Raw genomic sequence first — 21758 nt, forward strand, 5'->3', positions numbered from 1 at the left:
CCGGCTGGCGTAGCCCGTATCAAAGACCTCGTCCAGCACGGCCCGGCTGCCCCCGCGGCCGGCACGAGCGAGCATGCGGGTGGACGGAGCCGCAGGCCTCCGGCTTTCACCCCGTGGCGCGCACCGGCAGGTGGTCAGTTGCTCAGTCGAGGTCGGCGGACGCCAGGGCCACCGCGAGCACCAGGTACGGGACGGCTTGCAGGCACTGCTCGGCCATCAGGCTCGGGTCGCACGCCGTGCCGGCGTCGTTCAGCGCCAGCAGGCCGGCACCTATGGCCGCGTCGACCGCCGCGTCCAAGACCTCGACTGACCTGCCCGCCCGCCGGCGACGGCCTGCACCAGGTGGGCGGGCAGGTGGGCGGTGAAGACCAGGCGCCGGCGCCGGAACGGCGTGGTCTCGCCCGGCCGCTCGGTCTCCTGGTCGAAGCGCAGCACCGGCGGCGCGGGCAGCACCGCCAGGTCGAGGCCGAGCTCCTCGCGCAGTTCCCGGCGCAGCGCGCCAATCGGGTCTTCGCCGTCCTCGACCAGACCGCCGGGCAGCAAGTGCTGGTGGCCGGCTTCCCGCTGGCGGCGGATCAGACACACCCGGCCGTCGTGGACGAGCACCGCGCGCACCCGCACCCGGACCGGCCCGGCCACCGTGCCAGCGGTCACCGCAGGGCCCAGGTCGGGCAAGCGGGCTCGTGCCAGGTCGTCCGGACGACCAGACCGCCCGAGGTCAGGTACGTCTCCGCCCTGCTCGTCGGACTTTCCCCCGGTGCCTGCGACGACCGTTGAACATGCAGTGGGCCGACGGTAAGCAGGGCCCGAGGGGCACTGAGCGGGCGCGTCGACGTCCGGACCTGCAGATGGACGAGTTTCGCCGGAGCTCTCTCCCGTGGTGCTGACAGCGCCCGGCCCGTGCGGTATCCCCATAGCAGAGCGCTACGGGGACGCGTCGGGGGGACGAACGATGGCGGGTGTATTGCGGTTGACGGTGATGGGGGCGGTCCTGCTCCTGGGGGGCCTGCTCTGGGGCGGCATGCCGGTCGAGGCGAAGGGCGGGGACTGCGGGTCGCTCTGGTCCCACAGCAGGATCCACACGACCATGACCAGGGACGAGAACGGCATGACCATCACCAGCACGCCGGAGCCAGTGGAGTGCCCCGATGCACGCGAGCACCGGAACGTCCTGGTGATCCTGGTGATCATCATGGGTGCGGCGGCCCTGGCCGCCGGTGTCGCCGAGACGGTCCGCAAGCTGCTCCTGTGGAGCCGCTCCGTGCACCGGAGGACACCACCGGGCCCTCGGAGCGCCCCGAACCCACCGACGGCCCCGCCCCTCGGCACCGCGCCCTTCGACCCGAGGACCCCGAAGCCCCCGAACGGCTAGGTTCTGTACGGCGGACCTTGTGACCGTCGCAGCTCGTCGTACTGGGTCACAGGGCGGGAGAACTGAGCAGGGACGAATGGGAGCGGCTGAAGCCGCACCTGCCGGAGAACGGGCGGCAGGGCGGCCGGGTGGGCCGGCCAGCGACGGGTGATCAACGGGATCCCCTACCGGGCGCGCACCGGCGTGCCATGGCGGGATCTGCCCCCGTTTCGGGCCGTGGACGACGGTGTACGACCGGCATCGCCCCTGGTGTGCCGACAGTGCCTGGGACCGGATCCTGACCTCCCTGCAGGTCAAGGCAGACGCCAAGGGTTGTCTCGACTGGAGCCTACGAGCGTGGACTCCACATCGTGCCGCGCCCACCAGCACGCGGCCAGCGCCTGACGCCGAGGCTGCGCCCGGCCAGCCGCTGGCGCCACCGGCTCTCAGCGACCGCGATGTACTCGGTCGCCTGGCTCCCGCCGGGAGGGCGCACCACCGTGTAGCAGTCGGCCGGGTCCCGCGGGGTGGGAATGGCCCTTGCTCTCCACCGCGTGTGCGGTGGAGAGCAAGGGCCCCGAAATCCGCACCGGTGCACGGCCCGGTGGGCGGCCTCCCGGGCGCAGTCGGCGACGTCGCGGCGGTGACGCTGGGCGCACGCCCGCGTCGCCCCAGGAGCGGGTTCACTGTGCGCATACCGGATGGGATGGCCGAAGCCCCTCCAGACGTCGTTGTCAGCGGCCGCGATCGCCCGACGCCCCATGGACAGACGGCCCGCACCGTCTCGCTAGGGCGCATTACGGCCAGCTTCGCCCAGGCCGGGATCACCCTGCGCTGCGGGGGAGCACCCAGCCGGGCGCGATGCCGCTGAGGCCTCGCTCGACGGCCAGGCGCAGGAGGGTGAGGGCGTCGGTGGGGTTGGTGGAGTAGGGGGAGGTTGTCGGCGGCGTCGGCGATGGGGTGGCCGTTGATGAGGGTGATCCAGGAGTTGTTGTCGTCGTCGACCTCGGTCCAGCCGAGGAGGCGGCCGCGGCGTTCGAGGGCCTGGATGTGCGGGGCGGTGGGCCAGGTGAGGTGGACCAGGCCGTCGCCGAGGGCGTAGTCGCGGTGTGCGTCGCCCAGGCCTCGGTCGGTGGGTGCGGTCCGGCCGGTGGTCTGGCCCAGGGTGAGGTTGGGCATCGGTACCGCGGGCGTGCGGGCGGCGGTGGCCAGGGGTGCGGGGTGGGACGGCGTCGGCCAGGTGCCGGCTGGACTGGTGGAACACGTCCAGGGTGAGGTCGGCGGTGGCGAAGGTCTGCGGTCGGCCAGGGTGCCCACGACGACCCGGCCGGGCTTGCCGGGACCCTGGTGCTCGACGGCGATCCAGCCGCCGAGCGGCATGAGGTGGACGAACAGCCAGGCGTGCTCGATCTGTTCGATGCCGTCCGCTTCACGCCAGACCCGCAGGATGTCGCCGTAGGCGACCTGCGCAGGGGCGGTCATGATCCAGAACTGGGCGTGCCGGTCGGCACGAGGAGGATGGTCACTTCGAGTCGATGCTTCCCAGCGGGGCATCAGCCGCGGCCAGCGCCCGACGGGCGGTGGGCCATGCGCTCTGGTCGAGGCCCAGCGCGGTACGCAAGTACGCCAGAGTGGCCTGCTGCACGAGCGCGACACGCTCGGGGCTTTCGTCGGTGGTGCGCGTGTCGTTGGCTCCCTGGATGCCGCCGAGTCCGTGTTCCGCCCCGAACAAGGTCAGCAGATCGGTGGCGCCCGGGCTGAGCCGGTAGCCGTCGGTGAACCAGTCCGGACCGCGTACCGTCAGCGGGGACTGGTCGCGGTCGCCGGCGACCATGAGGCTGGGCGTCTTCAGCTCGGCGAAATCAGGGTTCATGAACGGGAAGTACTGGGTGGCGAGCGGGCTCAGGTCGGCGCCGCCGGTGCCGGGCAGGCACAGCAGCACGGCGGCACTGACACGGGGGTCGGCCATGCTCTCACCGGGAAGGCCGTCGGCGCCTACGACCCGTGCACCCGCGAGGGTGCTGGCGGTCTGTGCGCCCCAGGAGTGTCCGGCGACCGCGATGCGGTCGTGGTCGACGCGGCCGGCCAACCCGGGCACAGCGGCTTCGATCGTGTCGAGCTGGTCGAGGACGGCCGTGAGGTCGGCGGTACGGATGCGCCAGATGAGCGGGGAGCGCGGGTCGTCGGGGGCGAGGCCGAGGGAGTCGAGATGGGTGGGCTGGACGACCATGAACCCGCGGGCGGCCCAGTAGCCGACCAGCGGTACGTAGGCGTCCATGGTCAGGCTCATGCCATGGGAGAAGACGACGACGGGCAGGTTGCCGCCGGTGGTCGGCGCCGTGATCCGGACCTCCAGATCCTGACCGCGGTCCGGAGCGGCCAGCGAGATCGGGTTGACGGAGATGACCGGGGTGGTGAAGTCGTTGCCGCCGTCGGCGGACGTGTTGTCGCTCACGAAACGAATGCCTTTCTCGGACGAGCCCAGTGGGCCCCTGCTGCGCGGTGTCTGGCAAAATGAGAATCCGGAGCGCCGCTCCGGATCACGATACGGAGCGTCGCTCCGCTTTGCAAGCAGGAGGTGCGCACGATGTCCACGGCCGACACGCCGTCAGCATCTGCAGGACGTAAGCGAGCCGACGTACGCCGCAACGAGCAGAAGCTCCTGGACGCGGCCGCGGCCGTTTTCGTCCGCATGGGGATCGACGCCCCCGTGCGGGAGATCGCCGCGGAGTCGGGCCTCGGCATGGGCACGATCTACCGCCATTTCCCCACCCGGGCGGACCTGGTGGTGGCGGTCTTCCGGCATCAGGTCGACGCGCTCGCCGCCGCCGTCGACGCGGCGCCGACTGCCGGCACGCCGTACGAGGTCCTGCGGCAGTGGGTCCACCAATTCGTCGACTTCCTGGTCACCAAGCACGGCCTCGCCGAGGCGCTGCACTCGGACCAAGCGGGATTCGAGAGCCTGCACAACGAGTTCGTCGAGCGCCTGATGCCCGTGCTCGACCAGCTGTTGAAGGCGTCCACCGCCGCTGGATACACGCGCTCCGACGTACGGGCCTACGACTTCATGCTCGCCATCGGCAACCTGTGCATCGGAGTGGAGAACTTCCCCGACTACCAGGCCCGCCGCATGATCGACCTGCTGCTCGCCGGCCTTGCCCGGACCGCCCCGGCATCGACCGGCGAGGAGCCGGAACAGCCCTGACGCTGACCGCGGGCGGCCCGGTGCGGGCAATGAGAAGGCGCACGTCTCCCTGCCGACCGCGGCCATCCGCCTGCCAACCCAAGGGACCTCACCCTCGTCGGAGACGAGCCGTCACCAAGGGATCTCGCCTTCGTCGGAGACGCGGCGGTCCCTGAGGCGGTCGGTGCCGGCCATCGCCTTCGCCCAGATCCGCTCCGACCGGTCCGCGTCCTTCAGCAGCGCGGCCGCCGCCAGCAGGTCCGCGGCGAACTCCCGCGCCCCGGCCACCCGCGAGTGGAACGTGATCACGCGGCGCAGGTCCAGGTCCGCGACCGCCCGCAGCGCCGCGACCTGCAACGCGAGGCGCAGCAGGTCCTCGTTCGAGCGCTGGGTGCGCAGGTCGGCGACGGCGGACAGGTTGAGCAGGTCGCGCAGATCCTCGTCCGTGACCACCGGGACCAGGACCCGGTAGTCGGCGAGGTAGCCGTGCTCGATCCCCTGGCCCAGGGTCCAGGCGTAGACGGTCGGGCCGCAGATGGTCTCGTCGTCCATGGAGCACAGCGCGGGGAGGGCCTGAGCAGCTCAGTGGCCCGACATCACGAGTTCAGCCTGAGTACCCCGCCCGGGAGGCCTGATCCGGCCCGTTGAAGATTTTTTTGAAACATCCTGCTGCCCTCACGACGCCATAGGGCGGATATCGCGAGGGGACAGGAGAACACAGTGGGCAAGGCTCGACGGCGGGCGGCCATGCCCGCTTCACGTATCACGAGCTGCGGGAGCGTCGCCTCGGCGCGCCCACCGGGAAGGACGGCGGCCCCATCGGTGAGCCGCCAGCAGAACTGCTGACTCCAGAGACACCGATCCAACACGCGAGCCGAGCCCAGCCCGGCAAGGCGATCGTGATCGAGGAGCGGGTGCTCACCCGTGCCGAGCGATTGCTTGGCCACGTTCCCGGGAGAAGCCCCGTCCACCGAAAATGCCGACCAGGCCAGCCCGAAGCGCCACATCGGCAACCACCGACTTCGGCTTCGCCGCGCCCGGGGCCTCGGGCCGCATCCCCGGGTCACCCGGATCCCGCAGGTCCTCCGAGGAGCCGAGGCCTGCAACACCACCGTCGGTCGGGGCCAGCACCTCGCCGACCCGGTAGCGGGCGATGACCCACTCCTTCCAGTCCCGCTCGGCCACGGCCAGCTCAGCCTGGATACGGTCGGCCTCCTCCAGCAACTCGTCCACACGACGGCGAACAGCGAGTTCTCGCTGTTCCAGCAACCCCACGACCGACGGCATCTGCGGCCTCCACCTTCTCTGCACCAATGGGAGCGGCGGCCAGCAGGTTTTATGTGGTGGGCGTGGCCGTAGGCGCGTGGACTTCCAGGACGACAGCCGTTCCGGCGACGGTCCGGTCCTCGTGCATGGCGATCGTTTGGCCGGACTGAAGGTGACGCCACTGCGAGGGGTCGAGGGGCGCGAGTCGGACCGAGGCTCGCTCGCCGGGCCCCAGGAAGGGTGTGGATTCGACCCAGAGGGCCGCGATGTTGAGGGTCGGTTCGCCGGTCGGGGTTCGGTTTCCGATGTTCCACATCGGCCGGAGAACGCCAGCTCCGGAGAAGGGGATCTGCCGTCGGCTCTCGCTGGCCGGTCGGAGGGTGAGGTCAGCTCGGATGATCCCGTTGCGAGTTTCGTAGCAGCGCCAGTGGCACCATGCCGCGCTGTTCTTCAGCTGCATGTGCTCGGCGGCCGTGGCGAGGGTCTCCCAGAAGCTGAGCGGGAGCGGGTGGACGTCGCCGAGTTCCTCCAGAAGCCCAAGGGCCACTTCCCACTCATCGTGGGTGAGGTAGTCCCAGACGTCGTTGATCGTGATGTCGTTTTCGGTGGCGATCTCTTCGGGGACCAGCAGGGAGGCGGCTTCCAGCAGCTTGGGGACGTCCATGCCCTGATTCTGGACCACGGTGCCTAGCCGCGGCTGGGGGTGCCCGATGACGACGATCGAGCAGCCGGCGACGCTGGCGGCGTTCGGACCGATCTGGGCCGTGCTGGCAGTCGGTCACAATGTCGCGGATCGCGTCTTTGGGCAGAGCGACCACCAGGCGGCGAACAAGAGTACGCCGACGTCGGAGGACGTGGCTGCCGGGGCGAATCCGCGCCGGGGCTGGGCCGCGTGTCTGGCCCACGTCGGCCAGTACCACATGGTCATGGCCGCGGTTCTCGGCCTGGTGTGGCTCTTCGTCCCGTTTCATCTGTCGGTGACCGGGGTGGCCGCCGGGTTCGCGTGGTCGGCGGCCACCCATGCCGTGCTGGACCGGCGGTGGCCGGCGCGCCGGCTGTTGCAGCACACCGGCTCGCCGGTCTTCGCCGAGCTGCGGACGGCTGGGCTCAACGGGATGTACTTGGCCGATCTTCTCTGCACCAACGGCAGGGCTGCTCTCACGCTTCGATGCGAAGCCAAGTGTCGCCAGCGCGAAGCCACAGGAGACCGTCACGACCCTGACCGCAGCGCATGACCACCCGTCCGGGCACTCGAATCCTGCGCCGCTCGGTCACACTCCAGGTTTCACCATCCAGCTCAGCTCGCACCACTTCGGTTGACCGCTGGTTGTGAACGCGCTTGGTCAGGACTGCTCGACGGCCGCGCACGGCGAACCCGTCCGGGTCACCTACGGGGCTGCGCCAACTGGTCACCTCACCGGTCGACGGGGTGATCCGCGTCAAGAACGTGCCTCCCCGCCGACTGCCGGAATACCAGATCAGCCAGACCCGGTCCCCCTCGGTGGCAGCGGTGCATCCCTCCAAAGGCACGTCAGGAAGGCGGCCTCCCGGGGCCCAGGTTGCCTGACCTTCGGCACTCCAACCGGCAAGACCGGCTGCAGACTCCGGATGCCCTCCGTAGATGCCTTCGTCTCCGTAAGCCGTCCAGATCGATCCCCCGCGATCGGTCACCAGAGCAGGGATGTCGTCGCCGATGCAGAAGGTGGTCTCTTGGTTACCACTTTCCAGAGAAAACACCACGGCGTTCGGGCTCCACGCTCCCGACTCCTCCTTGCCCGCTCGACCGCTTGCTATGAGGAGTCGGGATTTCGGGAGAAGAGCGATGTGGCTCGGCCTGACCGGCACGTCCTTGATCGGTCGACGTTGAAGTGACCCATCAGCCTGGCGAATCACGAGCACCCCATCGAATGGGACCTGCGGGCCCCATCCCACCCACCCCTTTACGTAGCGGCTTCGGCGTAGGCACTGCCGATGGACGAGCAGAACAGCCAGCTCCCCCGTCGGGCCAACCGTCCACCACAGAGGGCGTCGTCCCGCCCATAGTTCCGTTACAGACGGCTTCCAGACTCTCTGCACGTCGACCGTCGACACCACGTCCCCCTGCTCTCGGCCACACCACCCGAACGTGAGCGCTGATGAGAGGAGTCTATTCATGCCAGAACAAGACACGGCCCCAGCGGCGCCCGGCTGCCCCGCGGTGAGTTCACGGACGCTATTCCGCACAGTCGAATATCCGAACCTGCCGATACTGTTGCAGCGCACCGGCTCGCCAGCCTTCGCCGAGCTATGGAAGTCTCGGTCAAACCCGGCGCGGTTCACACCGGCCATCCCGGCGCATACAGGGCTCTCATCCAGACCGCGGAAAACCCACTACTTCTCACGCCATCCCGCAACTCTCAACCGACCACCAAAACACGCAGGTCAAACGACCCAAGGCACCCGGTCGACAACACCACCAGAACCAGGCCCACCCCCGAACCCGACCCCACCACGAACCGGTCCGTCTCAACCAACCCATGAACCCCCAGCCGACCAACACCCACCACCGAACAACCGACCCGTCACACCCTGCACGCCTGGACCGCCGAGGCGGTCCGACAGAGGAAGACGGGCGAGCCGTCGAACACCCCGCAAGCCGACGGCAGTCCACCGGCACGGTCACCGCGGACCGTACCTGGCCGTCGGGGAGAGCCCGGCCGTCGCCGAGATGCTCACCGCCCTCCTGGCCAGGGGCAGCCCGAAGGGGAACGGGCATGGTCACGATACGAATAACCCCTCTGCCCATCGGCGCTCCGGCCCGCCATCATGATCAACCGTGTCGACCTACCCCGAGCCGCCCGCCGCGGCGTCCGCCGACAGGCCCGTCCACGGTTCGCCGTGCCCGCGCTGTGCCGTCCCCCTGACCGACGACCCGCGCTTCCTCGTCTGGTGCCCGGCCTGCGACTGGAACCTCGTTCCCGGCGAGGACGCCGCCCCCGGGCCCACTCGGCGCGAGCGGGCCGCGGCCGCCCGCACCGACCGGCTCTACGAGGAGCAGGCCGCCGGGGGCCACTCCCCCACCGCCCGCCGGGACTGGCTGCTGGCCTCCGCCGCGGCCGGGGTGATCCACCTCGTCACCGTCGGCACCTTCGCCCTGGCGCTCTGGCTGCTGATCACCGGGACCGTCGTGCAGCGCTGCGTCGGCGCGGTGGTGCTGGTGATCGCGGTGACCCTGCGGCCCCGGCTCGGCCGGCTGCCGAAGGACGTGGGCGTGCTCGACCGGGCCGGGGCGCCGGCCCTGTACGGTCTGGCCGACCGGGTGGCCGCCGAGGTCGGCGCCCGCCCGGTGGACGTCATCCAGGTCACCGACGAGTTCAACGCCTCGTACGGGCTGGTCGGGCTGCGCCGCCGGTCAGTGCTGCGGATCGGCCTGCCGCTGTGGGAGGTACTGGACGACCGGGAGCGGACAGCCCTGCTCGGCCACGAGTTCGGCCACCGGGTCAACGGCGACCGCCGGCGCTCGTTCTGGCTGTACAGCGCCGTCTCGGCGCTCTGGGCCTGGTACGACATGGCCCGCCCGGGCCACGACGGGCCGGTCGCAGGCCGGGACGAGGTCTCGATGCTGGTGCGGCTCGGCGCGGTGTTCGGCCGGCTGGTGCTGCGGGGCGTCGCCTGGGTGCTCTACCAGGGGCTGGTGCTGTTCGACCGGCTCACTTCCCGGGCCGGCCAGCAGGCCGAGTACCACTCGGACGTGCTCGCCGGCCGGGTAGCGGGCGGCGAGGCGGCCCGGGGCATGCTCGCGGCGCTGCTGCTGCCCGGCTCGGTGGACACCGCGATCCACCGAATCCGGGCCGAGGAACGGGGACGGCCCCGGATCGGCCGGTCCCGGAGCCGCCGGACCGAGGAGGCGCCCGCGCCACCCGCGCCACCCGCGCCGGACCTGCTCTGGGAGCGGGTGCGCGAGCACCTCGCCTCCGTCCCCGCCGTCGAGCGGGAGCGCCTGCTGCGGCTCAGTGCCCGTGACCGGTCCGCCGTGGACGGCTCCCACCCGCCGACCCACCTGCGGATCGCCCTGGCCGCCCGCGCCGGGGACGGGGACGCCGCCGTCACCGTCACCGCCGCCGAAAGCGCCTCGATCACCGCCGAACTGGCACCACACCGCGCCCGGATCGCCGCCGAACTGCTGGCCGGCTGACGAAGCAGGCCCGCGCCGGAGCGCCGACCGCCCTCCTGACCACCAACCACAAAAGCGTCGGCCGGGACAGCGAACTGTCCCGGCCGGCCCCCTTGTCACGCCTTCTCTTCGGGTCACCAGTCCATGCGACGGCCGGTGTAGCCGTCCCTATAGGCGTCGGCGGCCAGCTCGTCCGGATCCCGGCGGCCAACGAACGGCGTCCGGGTCTGTACGGTCTTCGGTGTAACTCCCGATCAAGAGAGAACACCTGATGAGCGACGTGATCGTCTCCGCGGAGGCGGTTGAGGAAGTCCGGCCGGTCGAGCTCGCGCCGGACGTACTGGACGAGCAGTTGATCGGGCAGTTGGTCGACCGGGCCCGCGCCGGAGGCGTCAAACTGACCGGCGAGGGCGGGCTCCTGCAGCAGCTCACCAAACGCGTCCTGGAGGCCGCCCTGGAGGGCGAGATCACCGACCACCTCGGCTACGAGAAGCACGACCCGGCCGGCGCCGGCTCGGGGAACTCCCGCAACGGCACCCGCTCGAAGACCGTGGTCACCGACGTAGGGCCGGTCGAGATCGACGTGCCCCGCGATCGGGAGGGCAGCTTCGAGCCGCAGATCGTGCGCAAGCGCCAGCGCCGGCTGACCGGCGTGGACGACATGGTCCTGTCCCTGTCCGCCCGGGGCCTGACACACGGTGAGATCTCCGCCCACCTGGCCGAGGTCTACGGCGCGAACGTGTCCAAGCAGACCATCTCCACCATCACCGACAAGGTGATCGACGGGATGGCCGAGTGGCAGAACCGGCCCCTGGACCCGGTCTACCCAGTGATCTTCATCGACTGCGTCCACGTGAAGATCCGCGATGGTCAGGTGGCGAACCGCCCGATCTACGTCGCGCTCGCGGTCACCGTCGAGGGCACCCGCGAGATCCTCGGTCTGTGGGCCGGCGACGGCGGCGAGGGCGCCAAGTACTGGCTCCACGTCCTCACCGAGATCAAGAATCGCGGCGTCGGCGATGTGTGCATGGTCGTCTGCGACGGCCTCAAGGGCCTGCCCGACGCCATCGAGACCGTCTGGCCGCAGGCCATCACCCAGACCTGCGTGGTCCACCTGATGCGCGCGTCCTTTCGATACGCAGCTCGCCAGGACTGGGACAAGATCTCGAAGGCACTCAAGCCCGTCTACACCGCCCCGACCGCGAAAGCGGCCGAGGACCGGTTCCTGGAGTTCCAGGAGGCCTGGGGCGACAAGTATCCGGCGATCGTGAAGATGTGGTCGGACGCCTGGGCCGAGTTCGTCCCCTTCCTCCAGTTCGACACCGAGATCCGCCGGGTCGTCTGCACCACCAACGCGATCGAGTCGGTCAACGCCCGCATCCGCAAGGCCGTCCGAGCCCGCGGCCACTTCCCCAACGAGCAGGCCGCGTTGAAGTGCGTCTACATGGCCATCATGGCGCTCGACCCGACCGGAGCCGGCCGCAAACGCTGGACCACCCGCTGGAAGGCCGCACTGAACGCCTTCGAGATCACCTTCGACGGCCGACTCTCCATCGGCCGCCGGTAGTACAAATCAACCTGAGTTACACCGTTGGCTGGACACACCCCGGCGTCCCGGCCGCAAACCGGGCCGGGCCCTTACTGACACACCGCTCGCGGTTGCGGCCCGGCGCTGCACCTCGTCCCACCGCTCCGGCAGGTCGTGGCCCGCGTCGCCGTGGCGGTGTGTCCGCGGTGGTGATTGTAGGTGTGCAGCCAGTCGGTGAAGGCGTCGCGGCGTTCCTGCTCGGTTCGGTAGGGCCTGGCGTAGGCCCACTCGTCGAGCAGGGTGCGGTTGAAGCGTTCGACCTTGCCGTTGGTCTGCGGGTGGTAGGGGCGGGTGCGCTTGTGGGCGATGCCCTCGGCGGCGAGGGCATCGCGCCAGATGTGTGAGCGGTAGCAGGCGCCGTTGTCCGGTCAGCACCCGCTGGACCGTGATCCCGGCCCGGGTGAAGAACGGCCCGTCCGCCACCTCGCGAGTGGCGGACGGGCCGTCGCCGGTAGGGACTGAGTGCGTCGGCGCAGCAAGGTCGGTTCGGCCGTTCTGCGCTTTTGGGGCCCGGACGCGACGGCGGAGGGCACCGGGTCCGAGGCGGTGGAGGGCACTGGATGCGGGACGGTGGAGGTAGGGGCGACGGTAGGGGTGGGATGAGCCTCCGCTAACTTGAAGAAGCAGGTCAAAGGGCTGGCGTGACAGTCGCCCGGGGTTCCCACGCTGGTCGGAGGCGGCAGTCTCCGGGCCGCCGGTGTCAGGACCAGGCGATCTCGCCATGGCGGTCGACGAAGCGTCCGGTGCCGGCACCGGGCCCCTCGGTGGCGAGGGCGACGATCGCGTCCGTGCCCTCGGTGACGGTCTGGGAGCCGCTGTGACCGTTGATGTCGGTCGCGGTGTAGCCGGGGTCGGCGGCGTTGACGCGCATGCCCTTGAGCCCCTTGGCGTACTGCGTGGTCAACATCGTCAGCGCCGCCTTCGAGGAGGCGTACAGCGGCACGGCGACGAGCGACTCGGTTCGGCCGGGGTCGTGGGTGAAGGCGAGGGAGCCCATGCCGCTGCTGACGTTGATGATCACGGGGTCGTCCGAACGGCGTAGCAGCGGCAGGAACGCGGTGGTGGTGCGGACGACGCCGACGACGTTGACGTCGAGGACGGCGCGGGCGTCGGCGGCGGTGAGGTCGCCGGGATCACCGAAGGGACCCTGTACCCCCGCGTTGTTGATCAGGACGTCGATCCTGCCCTCGCGCTCGGCGACGTCCGCGGCGGCGGCGGCCACGGACGCGTCGTCGGTCACGTCGATCGGGACGAAGCGTGCGCCCAGCGCGGCGGCCGCCTCCTCACCCCGCTCGCGGTCGCGGGCTCCCAGGAGAACGGTGTGGCCGCAGGCGATGAGGCGGCGGGCGGTCTCGCGGCCGATGCCCTTGTTGGCTCCGGTGATGAAAGTGATCGTCATGCCGTCGATGGTTGCCTCGGCGAGGGAGCTGGACCAGAGACGCTTCGACGGTGGGAAGACCAGTACCACCCTTGCGTCCCCACAGGCGATCGGGGATGCCGGAGGATGGAGAGCATGACGACGACACCTCCGGGGGCCGGACTGGGCGCGATGATCCGCACCTGGCGGAACCGGCTGCCCCCGTCGGCCGCCGGGGTGTCGGTCGTCCGCAAGCGCCGGGCGGTCGGGCTGCGGCGCGAGGAACTGGCCGACCTGGCCGGGGTGTCGGTCGACTACGTCGTGCGCCTGGAGCAGGGGCGGGCCACGACACCCTCGGTGTCGGTGGTGGCGTCCCTGGCACGCGCCCTCCAGCTGTCCACCGCCGAGCGGGACCACCTCTACCGGCTGGCCCAGATCGTGCCGCCGGCCGACGGCACGATCTGCGACCATCTCCCGCCGGGCATGCAGCGCGTGCTCGTCCGCCTCGGAGACGTACCGGTTGCCGTGTTCGCCGCGGACTGGCAACTGGTGTGGTGGAACCACGGGTGGGCCGCCCTGCTGGGAGACCCCTCGGTCGCGCCGCCGCGGATGCGCAACTTCGCCCGCGACAGGTTCCCGGTGGGCGCCGATCACACCCCCCTCGTGATGTGGCCGGTCACCGAGACGGACCCCGACACCACCGACGCCGCCCTCGTCTCCGACCTGCGCCACGCCACCGGCCGCTTCCCCCGGGACAGTCGCCTGGCCGCGCTGGTACGCGACCTGAACGCAGGCAACGAGAGGTTCGCCGAGTTGTGGGCGAAGGGAGAGGTGACCGCGAACCGCGAGGTCCGCAAGACGGTCGACCACCCGTCGGTGGGCCCGGTCACGGTGGACTGCGATGTCCTGACCGACGGCGACACCGAGCTCAAGATCGTCATCATGACCGCCGCGCCGGGCAGCGAGGACGAGACCAAACTCCAGCTCACCACCGTCGTCGGCCCACCGGCCGGCACACGCAACTGATCCGCCCCGCGCGTCGGCCGACCGACGCCTCACAGTCCCCTGATAAGACCTACCCAGGCTCCGTCCGGCAGACTCGGTGTCCGGTACGAGTTGCCGTTCGTTGGGGACGACTGGGCCCAGGACAACCACGACGTCGAGCTGATGGACGCCATGGGCCGTCGGCTGTCCAAAGCTCGGCTGCCGGAAGACGTGGCCGGGATCGAGCGCCTGCACGCGATGATCGGTGCCGAGCTCGGCGAGGACAGCAAGGCCGAGGTGGTGATCGGGATCGAGACCGATCGGGGTCCGTGGGTGCAGCCGCTGATCGCCGCGGGCTACACGGTGTATGCGGTCAACCCGCTGCAGGCTTCGCGGTATCGGGAGCGTCTGGCGGTGTCGGGGGCCAAGAGTGACGCGGCCGACGCTGCAACGACCGGATCATCGACGCCCTGATCGCCCAAGCCTTCTCCGCACTTCGGATCTCCCCCGGAGCCAGGGACTACTACGAGCAACAACGGGCCCGCGGCATCGAGTTAAACGCAGCCCTGCGCCAACTCGCCAACCGCCTCGTCGGCATCCTGCACGGCTGCCTGAAAACCGGTAACACCGTACGACGAGGCGACAGCCCGGTCCCACCGGGCCCACGCACTCGCCGCTTGACACTCCGGCTCGTGGGTCTGTCATGGCCCCCTGCGATGATCACCGGTAGGGCCGACAGAACCGGAGCAGACCATGGCCGAGCTGATAGAGCAGGGCGTTGCGCGGGTGGCCGAGAAGATCACGGCAACCGCCCCCCAAGGATGGGCGGAGGCAGTGCAGGTCAGCACCCAAGGCCCGTACGGCCTGGGCATCTCCACTCGCTACACCACCCCGGTGCGAAGCCGCAGGCGACCTCGGCGACCCAGTCGATCCAGCTGGCCGGAACCTTCCAGGACCTGGAGGAGGTGACGGCGGCGGTGGGCGCGACCCGCGGCTGGGAGCGCACCAGGCTGGAGATACGGTGCCGGCCGTCCGGGGAGTTCGATGGGGGGTGGTGTCACCGGGCCCGGAGCACCGTGTGACCGCTGATGAGAGGCCTGACCGGCACCCGGCCGAGCGCAACGCCCGGCCGCTGACGGGTGCCGGGTCTGCGTAACGAGGAGGCGCGCGAACGGTGCCGACGGGCGAGGCCGGGACGGACGAGCGACCTTCGGGGTTCGGTTTTCGACACGAGTGACATCGCGGTCTTCCTCGGCCTGGACGTCGGCAAGGGCGACCACCACGGCCACGGCCTGACCACAGCCGGCAAGACCGTCTTCGACAAGCGACTGCCCAACGGCGAACCGAAACTGCGGGCCGTCTTCGACAAGCTCACCGCCAAGTTCGGCCACGTCCTGGTCATCGTCGACCAGCCCGCCTCGATCGGCGCCCTGCCACTCGCCGTGGCACGCGACGCCGGCTGCGAGGTCGCCTACCTGCCGGCCTGGCCATGCGCCGCACCGCCGACCTCTACCCCGGCGAAGCCAAGACCGACGCCCGCGACGCCCACGTGATCGCGGACGCCGCCCGCACCATGCCCCACACCCTGCGCGCCCTCGAACTCGCCGACGCGACCGCAGCCCAGCTCACCGTCCTGACCGGCTTCGACCAGGACCTCGCCGCCGAGGCCACCCGCACCAGCAACCGCCTGCGCGGCCTGCTCACCCAGTTCCACCCCTCCCTCGAACGCGTCCTCGGCCCCCGCCTCGACCACCCCGCCGTCACCCACCTACTCGAACGCCACGGCTCGCCGGCCGCCCTGCGCGAAGCCGGCCGCCGAAAGCTCGTGACCCTGATACGGCCCAAGGCCCCGCGCATGGCCGAACGCCTCGTGGACGAGATCTTCGACGCACTCGACGAACGGACCGTCGTCGTCCCCGGCACCACCACCCTGGACGTGGTGGTGCCCTCCCTGGCCCGCTCGCTCGCCGCCGTCCACGAACAGCGCCGAGCCGTCGAAGCCCAGATCGGCGAATCTGTGCGGCGGGCGGCGGTGACGGTCACCGGGCGCTTTGCGCCCTGGACGTCGCGAGGGCGCGCATGGTGGCGAACTCGACGACCTGCGCCGCCATTTCCTCCAGCTGTCCCTGGACGTGGGCGTCCATGCAGGCCCCGGCGGGTGAGAAGCGCGCCGCCGACGTGTTGATCGCGGCACCCAGCGGCGTGGGCCAGCCGCGCAGCGCGTGGGTCACGTCGCGCAGCGCGGCCAGTGTCGAGACGGCGCCCTGCCAGCCGTTGGCGACCGCCACGCATCCCACGGCCCGCTCGCTGAAGTAGGGCCGTATGTCCTCGCTCAGTTCCTCGACGTGGTCCAGGGCGTTCTTCACCAGGCCGGATATCCCGCCGTGGTAGGCGGGGCTGGCGAGCACGAGGGCGTCGGCGCCGGCGACGGCTGCCAGGAGCCGTCGGGCCTGCGGTGCGGTGGCACCGTGCCGGGGGTCGTACAGCGGCATGGCCAGGGCGGGGCCGCTGATCAGCTGCACTGCCGCGCCGCGTCGTTGCGCCGCGTCCAGTACCACCCGCAGGGCCTTCTCGGCGGTTGATCCGGGTCGGCTCGAACCGCCGACACCGACCACGTTCACGATCTGGTCCATGGAGTTGCGCCTCCTTCTCTTTCGGCTGCCTGAGGGTGTTCGCGGTGCGGTCTTCGGGGTGGTGCGGGTCCGTACTGCGCCGCGGTCAGGGTGCGGGGCGGCCCGTTCGGCTCGGTCGGACTCGGTGCCGACCGGGCCGAACGGGCCGCCCGTGCTTTTACTTATTCATGTCAGGAGTTCAGACAGCCGACGCCACGCCGTCCTGCTTCTCGGACACCTCGGCGGCCGGAACCGCTGTGCTGCGCCTGAAGTTCAGCGCGACCAGCACGATCGCCACCATGCCGACCACGCTGGCCCACATGGCCGTGCGCACACCGTCGGAGGTCGCCACGCGCAGTGCCTCGCCGGTCAGTCCCTCGTGACCGGAGTTGGCGATCGCCACCAGGACGGCGAGACCGACCGCGGCACCGACCTGCTGCCCGGTGGACGCGACACCCGAGGCGATGCCCTGGTCCTCCGCCGCGACGCCGGTGGTCGCCGCCGCGTACATCGCGGTGAACACCGTGCCCTGACCGAGGCTCAGGACGAGGACACCCGGGACGAACTCCAGGTACGTGCCGCTCGGCGAGACGGAGAAGGCGAAGGCCACGGTGCCGACGACCCCCGTCAGGAGCGCGCCGATCAGCGTGGCGCGCACCCCGAAGCGGGTGGCCAGCTTCCCGCCGGACAGGTTGCCGATGAGCACCCCGACACACGGCACGAGGAAGGCGAGACCGCTCTTCGTCGCGGAGTAGCCGTGCACGCTCTGGAAGTAGAGGGTGTAGAAGTAGGGCAGCGCACCGAACGTCCCCATGAAGATGAAGGTGACGACCGAACCGGTGCTCAGGTTGCGGTTGCGGAACAGGCGCAGCGGCAGCAGCGGGTCGCGGCCGCGGCCCTCGATGGTGAAGAACGCCGTGAGGACGATCACCGCGATGGCCGCGGTGATCAGGATCGTCGGCGAGGTCCAGCCCGACACCGGTCCCTGGACGAGGGTGAACACCAGCAGCGTCGAACCGATGGTCGCGGTCAGCGCACCGGGCAGGTCGAACTTGCGACCGGAGGTCCCGTGATCGGTGTCCTTCGGGATGATGACGAAGGTGAGCAGCATGGCGCCGCCGGCGAGCGGGACGTTGGCGTAGAAGATCGACGCCCAGCCGAAGGCGCCCGTCAGCACACCGCCGAGCAGCGAGCCGAGGATCATGCCGCTACCGCCGGCACCGCCCCAGATCGCCAGGGCGCGGTTGCGCTCGGGGCCTTCGGCGAAGGTCGTGGTGACCAGGGAGAGCGTCGCGGGGGCGAGGAAGGCGCCGCCGATGCCCTGCACGGCACGTGCGACGATCAGGGTCGTCGGGTCGCCCGCGAGCGCTCCGGCGAGCGAGGAGGCCGCGTAGAGGAACAGGCCGAAGGCGAACATCCGGCGGCGGCCGAAGAGGTCCGCCGCGCGGCCGCCGAGGAGCAGGAAGCCGCCGAAGGCGACCGCGTAGGCGCTGACGACCCACTGGAGGTTCTGCGCGGAGAAGCCGACACCGGTACGGATCTCGGGCAGTGCCACGAAAACGATGCTGTAGTCAATGGCGTAGATGCACTGGGCGAAAGCCAGCAGTGCCAGGATCAAGCCGAGGCGTCGACGGGGGGGCGCCCCGGCGCGGGCGACTGCAGGAGGCATTTGTGTGCCTATCCCTTCTGGGTTTTTCGGGTGTTGATCAGTGACGCAGGGAGCCGGACAGACCGGTGGCGATCGACAGCGCCCCGGTGGTCGTGCTCGTGCCGGCCGATTAGGCGCCGGATGTGTCTGCTTCGATGCTTGTGCCGCGTCTCATGGGTGCGCCTTGGGTAGGAGGAATCGAGATTCGAAGGGGCCGGAGGTTCGGCCCGGAGGTTCGGCGGCGCCACGCTTGACCATGCGGGAGGGGGCCGGTGGAGGATTCGGTTCCGGTCAGCGGAATTCGGCCGGAAGATGCACCGCGCACGGCTTTCTTCGACGATCCGCTCCGCATTGCGCCATGACTGCGTACCCCCTCGGTCGTTTTCGGTGCGGGGTGGCTCCGCCGGTTGTCCGGCGGCCGGTTCGGAATTCTTGACCTGTTTCTTTGCGCGGCATTCAACCCTAGCCGTGTTCCGTCGGCGGGGCTGGGGTTTTTCACAGTCCGGCTATTGGTGTTCGCCGGTCGTTTCCGCACCGTTGGGGCGCGGCCCGAGGTGATCGCGGAACCATTGCACGACAGCGGCGTCGAGGTCGTCCCTTTCCTCCCGGTCGTCCGGAAGGTGGCCGCGGGAAAGGCGGATGAACCGCACGGTCTTGCCGAGTTCGGTCAGTGTCCGGTAGAGCTGCTCGGTGCCGCTGATGACGACCGTGGTGTCGCCTTCCGCGTGTGCCAGCAGCAGCGGTGCCCGGGTGTTCGCCACATGGGTCAGCGGACTCGCCGCCCTCAGTCTCGCCAGGTCCTGCGGGTCGTCGACGTCCCCGATCCACTCCACGACCCGTCTGTTCCACGTCGGTGGCAGGGCCCGGACGTCCGATTCGAGGTCCGCCGGCCCGCAGATCGCGACTCCGGCCCCCCAGTGGTGCGGCAGCCTCGTCAGGCAGCTGAGCGCCGCGAACCCGCCGTAGGACATCCCGTGGACGCCGAGGCGGTCGCCGTCCACCCAGTCCAGGCTTCGCAGGAACCGTGCGGCGGCCTCGAAATCGGCCAGGTCGCCGCGTCCCCAGTCGCGGTAGATCAGCCGCTGGTAGGCCAGCCCCCGCCCGGTCGAGCCGCGTACGTTCGGTGCCAGCACGGCGAATCCGGCTCGCACCAGCCGCTGGATCAACGGGTCGTGGACCGGCAGCGCGGCCCACTCCGGACCGCCGTGGATGGTCAGCACCGCGGGGACGGGACCGGCCGTCGTACGGGGGCGATACAGCAGGCCCGATATCTCCAGCCCGTCCGCTGCGGTGAACCAGACCGTTTCCGGTGCGACGAGGTCGTCCGGCAGTTCGCCGCTGAAGTCGGTGAGGCGGTGCGTCCGGCCGGACGCGAGGTCCGCCAGGAAGAACTCGGTCGCCCGGTCGCCGGCGCCGACCTGGGCGAGCAGGCGCTCCTCGGCGAACCGCGGCACGAAGCCGTCGTAGCCGAACGGCTGGGAGGCGAACCCGGGCAGTTCGAGCGTGGTCTCCGACGTGCACAGCAGTGTGCGCTGGTCCTGGGGCACGGCCCAGACGACCTGCGGGCCCACGATCACGTTCTCCACGTCGGTGTCCGGTGTGGCGATCCACTCCAGCGGCCGGCCGGGGACGAGCAGGGCGACGCCGAGGAAGTCGCGGCCCTCGGTGGTGCACACGTAGATGCCGTCCTCGTTCCAGCCGCCGGGCTGGTACTTCGCCGGGCCCTCGTGCGGGGTGAGGTGCCGGGTGCGGCCGGTCACGAGGTCGCACGCGAACAGGTCCTGGTCGGTGTTCTGGTGGAACTTCAGGACGAGCAGGTGGCGGGAGTCCGGCGAGAAGCACACCGGCACGTACCGGTCATCGCCCTCCAGGACCATCCGGGAGGCGCCGGTCGTCAGGTCCCGCACGTAGACGTCGAGACAGGTGGCGTCGCGCGCGCTGGTCGCGTACGCGAGCAGTCGGCCGTCCGGGCTGTAGGGCTGGCTCGCGCTCGAGTACGGCACGCCTATCTCGCGCCGGATCCCGGGCTCCGTCGCTATCCACTCCAACTCGCCGGTTTCCGGGTCGAGTTCGGCCAGCCGGTAGTCCTGGCCGCCGGTCACGTCCGTCACGACGAGCAGGCGCGTCCCGTCGGGTCGCCATGCCAGCCGGGTGACCGCGCCGTCGACCGGGAACATCCGCCGCTCCCCCGCCCAGGTCTGGAACCAGGGCTGCGGCCGGCCGGACTCGTCGCTGACGTACGCGAAGCCCTCCTTCGCGGGCCAGGCCCCCCAGACGGTCATGAGTGCGCCGCCAGTGCGAGCTGGATCGTCGCCGCGGCGACGATCCCGTGATGGAACCGGTCGAGTTCGAGGTTCTCGTCGGCCGCGTGGTTGGCCTCGTCGACGTTGGCCAGCGGCACACCGTAGCAGGGGCAGGAGAGCCCGTCGCTGAGCACGGCGATCGGCAGGCTTCCGCCGAGTGAGGGGACCAGCAGCGGCCGTTGCCCGAGCACGTCCTCGACCGCCTTCAGGATCGTCGCCGTATAAGGGGTCTCGGGCAACGTGGTGGACGGCGCCATCGCCGCGTCCGGCACGAACTCGACATCGGGGGCGTACCTGGCGACGTGGCGCCGGATGGCCTCGGCAACCTGCTCCGGTGTCTGGCCGCCGACCAGCCGGGCCTCGCAGCGGGCGATCGCGACGTCGGGGATCACCGCGCGGTGGTCGCCGGAGTCCTCGCAGCTCAAAGAGTTCACCGTCAGCGTGGGTCTGGCCAGGCGTTCGTGGAACCCCAGCCCGGCCGGCGGCTCCATGTCGGCCGCCCCGATCGAGGCGAGCACTCCGGCCACGTCGACCGGGAGGTCCGCCAGCGCGGCCAGCTGACCGTCCGTCAGCGGCGGTACTTCGTCGGCGAATCCGGGAACGGTCACGGCCCCGTCCGGCGACCTCATCGTGGCCAGCAGCTGCACCAGCCTCCACGCCGGGTTCGGCGCGACCCCGCCCCAGTTCCCCGAGTGGAGCGGCCGGTCCGCGCCTCGCGCCCGCAGTTCGAAGGTCAGGATCCCGCGCACACCGAGGACCACGCACGCCCGGCCCGAGTCGTGCACGGGCCCGTCGCTCCAGACCACCAGATCGGGCTGACCGACCTGGCGCACCGCCTCGGCCAGGTTGGGACTGCCGATCTCCTCCTCGCCGTCGAGCAACACCGTGACGCGGCAGGGAAATCCGCCGGTGAGCTCCCGCAGGGCACGAAGCCCCAGCAGTTGCGCGAGGTGCTGCCCCTTGTTGTCGCCCGTGCCGCGCCCGTACATCCGGCCGTTGCGGATCGACGGCACGAACGGCGGCGTCGTCCACAGTTCCAGCGGCCCGGCCGGCTGCACGTCGTAGTGACCGTAGATCAGCACGTGCGGCCCGGGCCCGTCCGCCGTTCCCACCAGGGCGGGCCAGCCGCCGGTCTCGACCTCGCGCGCCTGCAGACCCGACGCACGTAACAGGCGCAGACCGTAGGCCGCGGCCTCGGCCATGCCCTCACCGGTCCGGCTCACGCTCGGCCGGGAGATCCAGTCCGCCAGCTCACGATCCAGGTCCTGGGCGCTCACCCAGTCCCGGAGCTGCTCGATCACAGACCCTCCAA

The 21758-nt window shown here is 70.6% G+C and carries 17 protein-coding genes and 4 pseudogenes; 9 read left to right on the forward strand and 12 right to left on the reverse strand.

From position 1 onward, the window contains the following. Positions 1–142: 142 nt before the first annotated feature. Entirely contained in the window at positions 143–298 is a 156-nt protein-coding gene (locus BOQ63_RS03000; RefSeq protein WP_157881747.1) for a hypothetical protein, read from the reverse strand. After that, positions 271–654 (reverse strand): NUDIX hydrolase, encoded by a 384-nt coding sequence (locus BOQ63_RS03005; protein ID WP_050366280.1) that lies wholly within the window; start codon positions 652–654, stop codon positions 271–273. Before BOQ63_RS03005 ends, BOQ63_RS03000 begins: the two co-directional genes overlap by 28 nt. Positions 655–952: 298 nt before the next feature. Here BOQ63_RS03005 and BOQ63_RS03010 point away from each other — a divergent pair, with 298 nt between their 5' ends. Both BOQ63_RS03010 and BOQ63_RS03015 read left to right on the forward strand, forming a co-directional pair. Further along, complete coding sequence (locus BOQ63_RS03010; protein WP_072653326.1) at positions 953–1372, forward strand: hypothetical protein; 420 nt, start codon at positions 953–955, stop codon at positions 1370–1372. A 41-nt stretch (positions 1373–1413) separates the two neighbouring features. Next, a pseudogene (locus BOQ63_RS03015) lies at positions 1414–1753 on the forward strand (IS5 family transposase); the annotation flags it as partial. Positions 1754–2873: 1120 nt separating this feature from the next. Here BOQ63_RS03015 and BOQ63_RS03020 read toward each other — a convergent pair. Next, positions 2874–3806, reverse strand: coding sequence for an alpha/beta hydrolase family protein (locus BOQ63_RS03020; protein WP_072653328.1), 933 nt, complete (start codon positions 3804–3806; stop codon positions 2874–2876). Between the two features lie 132 nt (positions 3807–3938). On the opposite strand from BOQ63_RS03020, the gene BOQ63_RS03025 reads away from it, so the two are divergent. Then, positions 3939–4556, forward strand: coding sequence for a TetR/AcrR family transcriptional regulator (locus BOQ63_RS03025; RefSeq protein WP_030555122.1), 618 nt, complete (start codon positions 3939–3941; stop codon positions 4554–4556). A 111-nt stretch (positions 4557–4667) separates the two neighbouring features. Here BOQ63_RS03025 and BOQ63_RS03030 read toward each other — a convergent pair whose 3' ends face one another. The 3 genes from BOQ63_RS03030 to BOQ63_RS03040 form a co-directional block, all read right to left on the reverse strand. Further along, complete coding sequence (locus tag BOQ63_RS03030) at positions 4668–5087, reverse strand: hypothetical protein (protein ID WP_072653329.1); 420 nt, start codon at positions 5085–5087, stop codon at positions 4668–4670. 366 nt (positions 5088–5453) lie between these two features. Then, entirely contained in the window at positions 5454–5822 is a 369-nt protein-coding gene (locus tag BOQ63_RS03035; RefSeq protein ID WP_435823448.1) for a hypothetical protein, read from the reverse strand. Between the two features lie 49 nt (positions 5823–5871). Next, positions 5872–6465, reverse strand: a complete 594-nt coding sequence (locus BOQ63_RS03040; RefSeq protein WP_030555126.1) for a hypothetical protein — start codon at positions 6463–6465, stop codon at positions 5872–5874. A gap of 46 nt (positions 6466–6511) precedes the next feature. Between BOQ63_RS03040 and BOQ63_RS03045 the strand changes: the two genes are divergently transcribed. From BOQ63_RS03045 to BOQ63_RS03055, 3 genes are all read left to right on the forward strand, one after another. Beyond that, the gene (locus BOQ63_RS03045) at positions 6512–7036 is read left to right on the forward strand and encodes a hypothetical protein (protein WP_072653330.1); all 525 of its coding nucleotides are present in this window, start codon (positions 6512–6514) and stop codon (positions 7034–7036) included. Between the two features lie 1580 nt (positions 7037–8616). Then, the gene (locus BOQ63_RS03050) at positions 8617–9975 is read left to right on the forward strand and encodes a M48 family metallopeptidase (protein ID WP_079183372.1); all 1359 of its coding nucleotides are present in this window, start codon (positions 8617–8619) and stop codon (positions 9973–9975) included. 259 nt (positions 9976–10234) lie between these two features. Further along, on the forward strand, positions 10235–11521 hold the full coding sequence (locus tag BOQ63_RS03055) for an IS256 family transposase (RefSeq protein ID WP_370863245.1): 1287 nt from the start codon (positions 10235–10237) through the stop codon (positions 11519–11521). Between the two features lie 71 nt (positions 11522–11592). On the opposite strand, the pseudogene BOQ63_RS03060 reads toward BOQ63_RS03055, so the two are convergent. Both BOQ63_RS03060 and BOQ63_RS03065 read right to left on the reverse strand, forming a co-directional pair. After that, positions 11593–11950: pseudogene (locus BOQ63_RS03060) on the reverse strand (integrase core domain-containing protein); the annotation flags it as partial. 292 nt (positions 11951–12242) lie between these two features. Continuing rightward, positions 12243–12941 (reverse strand): SDR family NAD(P)-dependent oxidoreductase, encoded by a 699-nt coding sequence (locus BOQ63_RS03065; RefSeq protein WP_072653844.1) that lies wholly within the window; start codon positions 12939–12941, stop codon positions 12243–12245. A 105-nt stretch (positions 12942–13046) separates the two neighbouring features. Here BOQ63_RS03065 and BOQ63_RS03070 point away from each other — a divergent pair, with 105 nt between their 5' ends. The 3 genes and pseudogenes from BOQ63_RS03070 to BOQ63_RS03080 all read left to right on the forward strand — a co-directional run. Further along, positions 13047–13925: a helix-turn-helix transcriptional regulator gene (locus BOQ63_RS03070; protein ID WP_030555136.1), complete on the forward strand. Its 879-nt coding sequence runs from the start codon at positions 13047–13049 to the stop codon at positions 13923–13925. A gap of 90 nt (positions 13926–14015) precedes the next feature. Next, positions 14016–14330 (forward strand): annotated as a pseudogene (locus BOQ63_RS03075) (IS110 family transposase); the annotation flags it as partial. Between the two features lie 791 nt (positions 14331–15121). Next, positions 15122–15891: pseudogene (locus BOQ63_RS03080) on the forward strand (IS110 family transposase); the annotation flags it as partial. 31 nt (positions 15892–15922) lie between these two features. Here BOQ63_RS03080 and BOQ63_RS03085 read toward each other — a convergent pair. From BOQ63_RS03085 to BOQ63_RS03100, 4 genes are all read right to left on the reverse strand, one after another. Next, on the reverse strand, positions 15923–16516 hold the full coding sequence (locus BOQ63_RS03085) for an NADPH-dependent FMN reductase (RefSeq protein ID WP_030555141.1): 594 nt from the start codon (positions 16514–16516) through the stop codon (positions 15923–15925). Between the two features lie 178 nt (positions 16517–16694). Then, positions 16695–18164, reverse strand: coding sequence for an MFS transporter (locus tag BOQ63_RS03090; RefSeq protein ID WP_072653332.1), 1470 nt, complete (start codon positions 18162–18164; stop codon positions 16695–16697). A 485-nt stretch (positions 18165–18649) separates the two neighbouring features. Then, positions 18650–20425, reverse strand: a complete 1776-nt coding sequence (locus BOQ63_RS03095) for a S9 family peptidase (RefSeq protein ID WP_030555145.1) — start codon at positions 20423–20425, stop codon at positions 18650–18652. Then, positions 20422–21747, reverse strand: coding sequence for a M20/M25/M40 family metallo-hydrolase (locus tag BOQ63_RS03100; RefSeq protein ID WP_078938418.1), 1326 nt, complete (start codon positions 21745–21747; stop codon positions 20422–20424). The genes BOQ63_RS03095 and BOQ63_RS03100 overlap by 4 nt, the downstream gene beginning before the upstream one ends. Positions 21748–21758 lie beyond the last annotated feature (11 nt).

The sequence above is a fragment of the Streptomyces viridifaciens genome (genome assembly GCF_001888885.2).
Taxonomy (GTDB): domain Bacteria; phylum Actinomycetota; class Actinomycetes; order Streptomycetales; family Streptomycetaceae; genus Kitasatospora; species Kitasatospora aureofaciens.